Below are 8,303 nucleotides of genomic sequence, written 5' to 3' on the forward strand. Positions count from 1 at the left end.
ATCTCCGGCTCGAGCGCGTTGATGCGGTCTATGATCGGTTTTATGGTCTTCAGCGCGCGTTCGCTCTTGGAGCCTATGATGGATTCAACGATTTTCTTGAGCATATAAACACATTTAACTACTTTTAAACGCGTTTATACTAGTATGCTCATGATGAATTTGTATATGATAACGCGTTACAAAACATGATCGCACGTTTGCAAAATCAGTATTGTACGGCTTTTCTCGGTAGCGAAACCGCTGTTGCTGTCGCAAGACGGCAGGATTAAAAGATGGATAAATCTATCTTTTAAAAGAAAATAGTATAAGGTGTGTAAAAATGGACGAAAGGGACATCGAAAGGAAAGTAAAATCAATGGAACTGGAAGTCGGCGCAATCTACACGGGCAAGGTGACCGGGATTACGAAATTCGGGGCTTTCATTGAGCTCAAACCCGGCACCGTCGGAATGGTACATATCTCCGAGATTGCCAATTCTTATGTCGAGAAGGTGTCTGATTTTCTGACGATGGGGCAAGAAGTTAAAGTCAAATTAATCTCAATCGGCGAGGGCAATAAACTGGGGCTTTCGATTAAAAAAGTCGATCCTCCGGCGCCACCGCCCCCTCGTCCGCAGACGATGCGGGCAAAACCGCAGGAGAAAAAGGCCGATCTCGATCCGTTCGAAGAGATGATCTCAAAATTCAAGCAGAGCAGCGAAGAGAAAATCTCCGATCTGCGCAAATCCACCGAATCCCGGCGCGGGAGCGGCGGATATGCACCAAGGAAACGGTAATGATGAAAACTGTTCCCGCACGGGAAATCACACGGGCGATCAAACAGCTCTATATCCGGGCAAGCACCGAACTTCCTTCCGATGTGACTGCAAAACTGCTATCTTGTGAAAAAGCAGAGGAAGGCCGTGCTGCGGTCATCCTGAACACTATGAATAAAAACATAGCGCTCGCACGGGAGAAGCATCTTCCGATCTGTCAGGACACGGGCGCTGTCGTCGTGTTCGCAGAAATCGGACAAGATGTGCATATCGAAGGATCGTTTGAGCAAGCCATCAACGACGGAGTCGCCGAGGCCTGTAAAGATGGTTTTTTACGTGCATCGATCGTCTCCGACCCGATTCGCCGTAAAAACACGGGCGACAACACACCCGCGATTATCCATATTCGGTTGGCTGAAGGCGACAAAATCAAACTAACAGTGGCACCCAAGGGTTTCGGCAGCGAAAATATGAGCAAAATAAAGATGTTTTCCCCGGCTGCCGACAAATGGGACATCGCCGATTTTGTCGTTCAGGCTGTCGAGGAAGCCGCACCGAATGCCTGTGCGCCGTTGGTTGTCGGCGTCGGACTCGGCGGTGATTTTGAGCAGGCGGCAATTTTGGCCAAAAAAGCTTTATGTCGCAGCATTGATCTTCGCAATCCCGATCCTGACTACACATTGCTTGAAAATATGATTCTCTCGGGCGTCAATTCGCTCGGCATCGGTCCGCAGGGTTTTGGGGGAAGAATCACAGCGCTTGCAGTCAATGTCGAATATGCGCCCACACACATCGCGGGGCTTCCGGTCGCGGTAAATATCGGCTGCCATGTCAACCGGCACGCGGAGATAATAATATAATGAAAGACATTCAAATTTCGATGCCCTGCCTGTTCGGCACCGAGGGCATCGCGGCAAACGAGATCAAATTCAAACTGGGAATAACTCCGACCTGTGAAAACGGCCGGGTCGGTTTTTGCGGCGAGGTCTTCGACGTCGCAAGAGCTAATGTTTTATTATCTTGTGTCGAGCGGGTTCAGATTCTGCTCGGCACTTTTAAAGCATCCACTTTTGATGAACTTTTCTGCGGAGTAAAAGCGCTGCCGCTTTTCGATTTTATCCCTAAAGACGGTGCGTTTCCGGTCAAGGGCTGGTCGTTAAATTCCAAACTCACGAGCATTCCGGACTGCCAGTCGATTGTGAAAAAAGCGGCGGTTGAATGCCTGAAGCAAAAATATCAGGTCGCCTGGTTTGAAGAGACCGGCGCTGAATATCAGCTTATGTTTTCGATTATGAACGACATGGCTTCGATCTATCTCGATACCTCCGGTGCGGGACTTCATAAACGCGGTTATCGGCAGGAGGGCGGCATCGCTCCGATCAAGGAAACGCTTTCGGCTGCCATTGCCGACTGCGCGCGCGTCAAGGCCTATCACCGGGTTATCGATCCCTGCTGCGGCTCGGGCACGCTGCTCATCGAAGCCGCCCGCAAAGCGCTCAACGTCGCACCCGGTCTCGACCGGCATTTTGCCTGCGAGCGCTGGAATTTGATCTCGCAAAAGACCTTCCATGAGATCAGGGATAAAGCGCGCTCCGAAATCCGAGAGAGCAACGAATTCGAATGCTTGGGTTATGACATCGTGCCGGAAGCCGTCGAATTGACTTTGCACAACGCCGAAAAAGCGGGCGTCGGAAAATACGTCAAAGCTGCTCTGCGTCCGATTGCGGCATTCAAGCTGCCCGAAGACGATAAAAAGACCGTGGTCTTGGCAAACCCGCCTTACGGCGAACGGCTTGCCGATATCGAAGCGGCCAAAAAAATCTACCGCGAGATGGGCGAACGCTTCGCCGTGCGGCAGAATGTCGGATATTATATCATCAGCCCGGAAGAGGAGTTTGAGCGCATTTTCGGGCGGCAGGCCCAAAAGCGCCGCAAGCTCTACAACGGGATGATCAAGTGCAATTTGTATATGTTTTATTAATGCATGTAATCGTTGAGAATCGGAAACGGTGATTAAATTCAATTGAAAGGATCAGCCACCGTAATTTTTTACTCAGGTTTTACATACTTACTCGAACAGTTCTGCAGACTTTTTCAGTTGATTGATTATATTGATGTGCTGCGGGCACTGGGTTTCGCACTGGCCGCAGGAAACGCAGTCTGACGCTTTGCCGGATTGGTTTGTGACCCATTTGTAGTGGCCTTTTCCGCGGACACCGTTCTGATAGAGCGCGTGTTCATTTAAAACGCCTAAAATACCCGGAATATTAATCTCGCTCGGGCAATCCGAGACACAATATTTGCAGCGGGTGCAGGGGATGGTGGGAATCTCGGAGAGCATTTTTTGAACCTTGCCGATAACCGCCATCTCGTTTTCCGTGAGCGGTTTGAAATCGTCAAAAGTAGCGAGGTTATCTTTGACCTGCACAAGGTCGGACATGCCGCTCAACATGACCAACACGCCTTCAAGTGAAGCTGCGAACCGAACCGCCCACGAAGCGACGGATTGATCGGGCGCAGCGTCTGTGAATATCTTGCGGATATCGTCACCCATTCCGGCTAAATTTCCGCCCTTGACCGGCTCCATGATGATGATTGGCTTGTTGTGCTTTCTGGCGACTTCATAACATTCACGCGACCGGACTTTTGGGTCTTCCCAGTCGGCGTAGTTGATTTGCAATTGGACGAAATCCGCTTCCGGATGAGCAGTCAGGACTTCTTCGAGCATCTCGGGGCCGTCGTGGAACGAAAAGCCCACATGTTTGATTAACCCCTTACTCTTTTTCTGCTGTAAAAAGTCCCATGCACCTGCTTTGTTAAAGGCCTCGATATTGCCGCGCCCGATGGCGTGCAGCAGATAAAAATCGAAATAGCCGGCCTTGGTGCGGGAGAGTTGTAAATTGAACGCCGTCTCCATGTCTTCCGGTGTATTCACAACCTTTGACGGCATTTTTGTTGCTAAATAAAACGAATTACGCGGATATCGGGAAGCGAGCAGTTCGCCGACCATTTCTTCGGAGCCGCCGTCGTCGTAGACATAGGCCGTGTCAAAATATTTGTAACCGCGCGCAAGAAATTCGTCGATCATATGCTGAAGTTCAACTTTATCGATCTGACCGTTTTTGCGAGGAAAGCGCATCAATCCGAAACCGAGTTTTTTTAAGTTTTCCAAACCTTTCATTTCAAACCTCCGTGGGTCATTGCCCACATCAGTATACAAAATTTCCGCCCAAAAGAAAACCCCCGAATCAGGGCTTTACCGTTTCCATTTTATACATTCTCATCCAACCTCAGGTTGAGTTTTAACAACAACGTCTCTCTTGTGAAACACAAAGCACCTTGCTAAAATAAGCGCATATGAAACGGAGGCGATGAAGTATGTTAATTGCTAAAAATCTGAAGCAATTGCGGCTTGACATGGGATTGACCCAAGAAGAACTCGCACAGCGTATCGGTGTGACCGGGCAGGCGGTCAGTAAATGGGAACGGGATGAATGTTATCCTGACATCACATTACTGCCGGGGTTAGCCAACTGCTTTAACGTAACAGTCGATGAATTGTTGGGCGTATCGGAAATCAAGGACAAGATGTGGGGCGTTTATGCACAGGCGAATACGTTACAGGTAGAAGGCAAGTATCATGATGCCGTGAAAGTTTTCGACGAGGCCCTCAAAACATTTCCGGCTGACATTGGATTATTGGGAGCCCGTGCGGAAGCGCTCGCTATGGCAGGAGAGGAAATCGACCATGCGATTGAAATTTGCGAAAGACGTTTGGAGGGGAATTTAAATGACCACTCACGGAGCGGTCTGATAGCAGTGTTATGTTTCCTCTATCGCAGCGCCGGAATGACAGAGAAAGCGGAACTGCTTGCCCGCCGCCGGCCCCACGCACGTGACAGCCGTGAGTTACTGCTGCCGAACTTCCTTGCGCTGCCCGATCGGGAAACTTACCTGCGTGAGCATCTGCCCGGAATTTTGACTGCGATTTGTGAGCTGATTGACGGAGACACAAGAACAGATGAGGAGCATCTGAGGCAGACATTACTCGGAAAATACAGTGCACCCGTTCCTCCGGCAGAAGCGGTTATGAAAATCGTCGGATTCTTGTCACAAAACACAGTAATAAAAATGGATGCCCAGAGGTATCCAATTCTATATTATCTGTTTACATCATACACTGCTGCATTGACATAAGTGCGGTATTCTATCGGAGCAAAGTTCATTTTACCGTTCTTCCTATTGTATAATCCGTGCCGATTCTTTATAATCTATATCGATACCGATAATGTCGCATCGATAGGAGAAAATGCATGAAAGTCAATCTTGATAACCTCAGGCGTTTCAAACCCGATATAGAGCAATCGGCCAAGAGGTGGGACGCCTTCTGGCAGGGCGAGCTGATCGACCGACCCATACTTCTCAGCAACTGCCCGAAAGACAAATCCAAGCCCTATCATTATCATACCTACAAGGAGCGCAGCTTCGGGGATATGGACAAGATGACCCGCGAGGTACTGGAGAACGCGGAGAACACATACTTCGGCGGCGACTCTATCGCGACCTACTGGCCCTCCTTCGGCGCCGACGAGATTTCGACTTATTGCGGCGGCAAACTGGTGTGGAATGAGGACAGCAATATGGACACCAACTGGGCGGAGCCGTTTATAACAGACTTATCAACCCAGCTGCCCATAACAATCAATGAAAACAGTCCCAACTGGAAACGTATGGTCGAATTTTACGGGAAATGCGCCGATGCCTTCAGGGGTTCCGTTCTGCCCAGACCGCTGGATTTCCATACGAATATGGATCTGTTATTAGCTGCAAGGGGCTCCGAACAGCTCTGCTTTGATTTAATAGAAACCCCGGAACTCATCGACAGGGCCATGGAGGATATCCGCGGCGTCTTTAAAAAATGCTGGGAGACCTGCACAACTGCCGGCAGGATGGATGAGTTCGGCTACTATTTTGACGCTTTTTCTTCCACCGGCAGCGTAGCCTGCGTATCCTGTGATTTTATTGCGATGATCGGTCCGGAGATGTTCCGCAGATGGGCCATGCCGACGATGGAGTACGAGGCGAGCTTTATAGATCATGTAGTGCTCCACTGGGATGGCCCCGGCGCGCTGAAGCATTACGAAGACCTGATGTCCATAGACAAGATACACCTTGTCGCCTATGTGCCCAATCCGTTCGAAACGCACCTGCAATACCTTGACCTGTATAAAAAGGTGCAGTCGCGAGGGAAAGCCGTCGCGTTTACCGGCAGCCCGGAGATGATCAAGCAGGTGCATAAGGAGCTCGATCCCCGCCTGACCGTCTACATGACCTGGCCTGGGAGCGTTGGCGAAATTGACGCACTCGATGAATGGATGATAAAAAATACGTAATTCGAAAGGCGTGGACTTCGAATGTCAGTGATTAATATTTTTATTTGCATTTGATTTTGACTTCCATTCTTCGTCGAGCATTGCATAAATCAATTCGTCGTACCAGACCTTTTCGGTATCCACCTTCCCGAAGCGGTTTTTGAGGAAATGCGCTTCACGGCGCATACCCAGCCGTTCCATCACATGGAATGAGGCGGTGTTATCAGCATTGCAGCTCGCCCAAATGCGGTGCAGGCCGAGCGTCTCGAAGCCGAATCTCATCATCGCATTGGCTGCTTCGGTCATGTAGCCGTGATGCCAAAAATCAAGGTGTAAAATCCAGCCGAGCATCGCGGTGTTGCGTTCTTTATTGAGATAAATTCCGCAGCCGCCGATGACGTGACCGTCCTTAAGCGCGATCGCGAACTCATATTCCATGATCGGGTCTGTCTTCCACTTCTCTTCGGCCTCGTGCAGAAAGTTGCGGGTGTCTTCCTCGGTGTTCGGGCCCCACGGCATGAACCGGATATTTTCGGGTACGGAACCGTAAGTGTGAACCTCTTCAAAATCATCGGCGCAGAACGGCCTTAAGATCAATCGTTCGGTCTCCAGTTTCAACATAAGTACAACTCCTTTCAGTTATAGACGGCGGGCGACTTCGAGCGCCAGTCGCAGATATTTTTCATGCGCGCCCTCGGGCATCTGTCCCAGTATGCGCGGATCCCAGTCTTCGCCGTCTAAGCAATCAGCGGCATAGAGAAATTGATAGCACTCAATTCCGCGAAACTGCGCGGTAGCCATGACCGAGGCGCATTCCATCTCAACCGTGATGCAGCCGTCCTGTTTGCGCTTTTCGGTGTTATCCCGCGTTTCACGGTAAATAGCGTCGGTCGTCCAGGTCTTGCCCGCCGTAAAGGGGATGTTCAGTGCCGTTAAAATTTCGGCGGTCTTCTCGGCGGATTTGACCTCGACCCAGTCGCCTGGGGGCTGATAGTGATAACTTGTGCCCTCGTCGCGGTAAGCGCTTGTCGGTACGATGACATGGCCGGCGCAAAGTGCTTTATCGAGCGCGCCGCACGAGCCGAAAAACAGGACCTTTTTCGCACCCGCCACAATCACCTCTTCGAGCAGTCCGGCGGACGCGCTGCCGCCGAGCACCGTCATATAGACGCCGATGCGTCTGTCGCGGTAGTCGACCGCATAAATCGGCAGCTTTACCCCGGCCGTAAAGTGCCCGATTTCCACGGCGGGGAAGAGGGTCGCCGCAAGCTCGCGGATATGCTCCGAAAAGGTGACGATCACCGTCTCGGGGAAGTTTTCAATCGGCTTGACCATATGAATCGGTTTTAAAATTTCCTCCGAAATTGGGTCAAAAGCGTTGATAATGCTCATTTCAGTTTCCTCCCCGCATACATCAAGTGTTCCGACCACGAAAGAAGTTCTTCACGTTCACAGGTCAGCTCAGTAAAGTCCATCCAAAGATCGACAATCTCTTTGGACTGCGACATAATGTTGCTCTCACACGGTGCAGTCATGCCTTCCTGACCGAACAGATGGAGTTTTTGGAGCGGAAACTGCGCCATAAACGGCAGGACTTCTTTTTGCGTGATGAAATACGCCTGAGTAAACGCTTCACCGCTAAAACTGCTGCCGTCCAAAAACGCATTGTAAAAGCCCTTTTCGTTGGGATCACCAATGATCTCGGGTTTACATTTCATGGCGTAAACCATGCCTGCGTTCATGCTGATAAACGAGGCAAACAGCACGCCGCCGGGTTTGAGCGCTTTGAGCGCCTGATTAACCGCCGTAATGCGTTCCTGTTCTTCGAGCAAGTGATATAAAGGCCCCATCAACAAAACATGGTCGTATTTCTCGCTGATTAATTTATCGAGTTCGAGCGCGTTGCAGGCGAGCCCGTTGATCTTCAAATCCGCTTCTTTGGCTTTTTGCAGAGCAAACTTGACGTTTTCTTCCGACAAGTCAGCCAACGTCACCTTGCAGCCCTTTTGTGCCAAATACAGCGAATACCGTCCCGGCCCTCCGCCGATATCCAACACCTTGTCGCCGGGCTTGATATAGCGGTCTAAAAAGCGGCAGGTTAATAAAAACTCCGGTCTTCCGGCGATTCGCTGCCATTCGACTTCGCAGCCCCCGTTGTAGTAGGCGCGCACGGTCTC

At 50.5% G+C, this 8,303-nt stretch carries 9 protein-coding genes; 5 read left to right on the forward strand and 4 right to left on the reverse strand.

Annotated features, from left to right (window positions below; genetic code table 11):
- Positions 1–355: 355 nt before the first annotated feature.
- Genes PKH29_10685 through PKH29_10695 form a run of 3 tightly spaced genes read left to right on the forward strand, consistent with a single transcriptional unit; the run spans position 356 to position 2,735 of the window.
- The gene (locus tag PKH29_10685) at positions 356–775 is read left to right on the forward strand and encodes a S1 RNA-binding domain-containing protein (protein ID HNX15301.1); all 420 of its coding nucleotides are present in this window, start codon (positions 356–358) and stop codon (positions 773–775) included.
- Between the two features lie 2 nt (positions 776–777).
- Positions 778–1,614 (forward strand): fumarate hydratase, encoded by an 837-nt coding sequence (locus tag PKH29_10690; protein HNX15302.1) that lies wholly within the window; start codon positions 778–780, stop codon positions 1,612–1,614.
- Entirely contained in the window at positions 1,614–2,735 is a 1,122-nt protein-coding gene (locus PKH29_10695) for a class I SAM-dependent RNA methyltransferase (GenBank protein ID HNX15303.1), read from the forward strand. Before PKH29_10690 ends, PKH29_10695 begins: the two co-directional genes overlap by 1 nt.
- Before the next feature lie 87 nt (positions 2,736–2,822).
- Here PKH29_10695 and PKH29_10700 read toward each other — a convergent pair whose 3' ends face one another.
- Positions 2,823–3,935 carry an aldo/keto reductase gene (locus tag PKH29_10700; protein ID HNX15304.1) on the reverse strand — a complete coding sequence of 371 codons (1,113 nt, stop codon included), beginning with the start codon at positions 3,933–3,935 and terminating at the stop codon, positions 2,823–2,825.
- A 197-nt stretch (positions 3,936–4,132) separates the two neighbouring features.
- Between PKH29_10700 and PKH29_10705 the strand changes: the two genes are divergently transcribed.
- On the forward strand, positions 4,133–4,951 hold the full coding sequence (locus tag PKH29_10705) for a helix-turn-helix domain-containing protein (GenBank protein ID HNX15305.1): 819 nt from the start codon (positions 4,133–4,135) through the stop codon (positions 4,949–4,951).
- Between the two features lie 116 nt (positions 4,952–5,067).
- Positions 5,068–6,147: a hypothetical protein gene (locus tag PKH29_10710; protein ID HNX15306.1), complete on the forward strand. Its 1,080-nt coding sequence runs from the start codon at positions 5,068–5,070 to the stop codon at positions 6,145–6,147.
- 24 nt (positions 6,148–6,171) lie between these two features.
- Here PKH29_10710 and PKH29_10715 read toward each other — a convergent pair whose 3' ends face one another.
- From PKH29_10715 to PKH29_10725, 3 genes are all read right to left on the reverse strand, one after another.
- Positions 6,172–6,747 carry a GNAT family N-acetyltransferase gene (locus PKH29_10715; GenBank protein HNX15307.1) on the reverse strand — a complete coding sequence of 192 codons (576 nt, stop codon included), beginning with the start codon at positions 6,745–6,747 and terminating at the stop codon, positions 6,172–6,174.
- 18 nt (positions 6,748–6,765) lie between these two features.
- Entirely contained in the window at positions 6,766–7,518 is a 753-nt protein-coding gene (locus tag PKH29_10720; GenBank protein ID HNX15308.1) for a nucleoside phosphorylase, read from the reverse strand.
- The coding region (locus PKH29_10725; protein HNX15309.1) for a class I SAM-dependent methyltransferase at positions 7,515–8,303 on the reverse strand (789 nt) is incomplete at its 5' end. The genes PKH29_10725 and PKH29_10720, both read right to left, overlap by 4 nt.

The organism is Oscillospiraceae bacterium (genome assembly GCA_035353335.1).
GTDB lineage: Bacteria > Bacillota > Clostridia > Oscillospirales > JAKOTC01 > DAOPZJ01.

Bases quoted from the DNA above. Each gene is read 5' to 3' on its own strand.
- PKH29_10685 (HNX15301.1), top strand. From the start codon at position 356: ATGGAACTGGAAGTCGGCGCAATCTACACGGGCAAGGTGACCGGGATT.
- PKH29_10690 (HNX15302.1), top strand. From the start codon at position 778: ATGAAAACTGTTCCCGCACGGGAAATCACACGGGCGATCAAACAGCTC.
- PKH29_10695 (HNX15303.1), top strand. From the start codon at position 1,614: ATGAAAGACATTCAAATTTCGATGCCCTGCCTGTTCGGCACCGAGGGC.
- PKH29_10700 (HNX15304.1), bottom strand. From the start codon at position 3,935: ATGAAAGGTTTGGAAAACTTAAAAAAACTCGGTTTCGGATTGATGCGC.
- PKH29_10705 (HNX15305.1), top strand. From the start codon at position 4,133: ATGTTAATTGCTAAAAATCTGAAGCAATTGCGGCTTGACATGGGATTG.
- PKH29_10710 (HNX15306.1), top strand. From the start codon at position 5,068: ATGAAAGTCAATCTTGATAACCTCAGGCGTTTCAAACCCGATATAGAG.
- PKH29_10715 (HNX15307.1), bottom strand. From the start codon at position 6,747: ATGTTGAAACTGGAGACCGAACGATTGATCTTAAGGCCGTTCTGCGCC.
- PKH29_10720 (HNX15308.1), bottom strand. From the start codon at position 7,518: ATGAGCATTATCAACGCTTTTGACCCAATTTCGGAGGAAATTTTAAAA.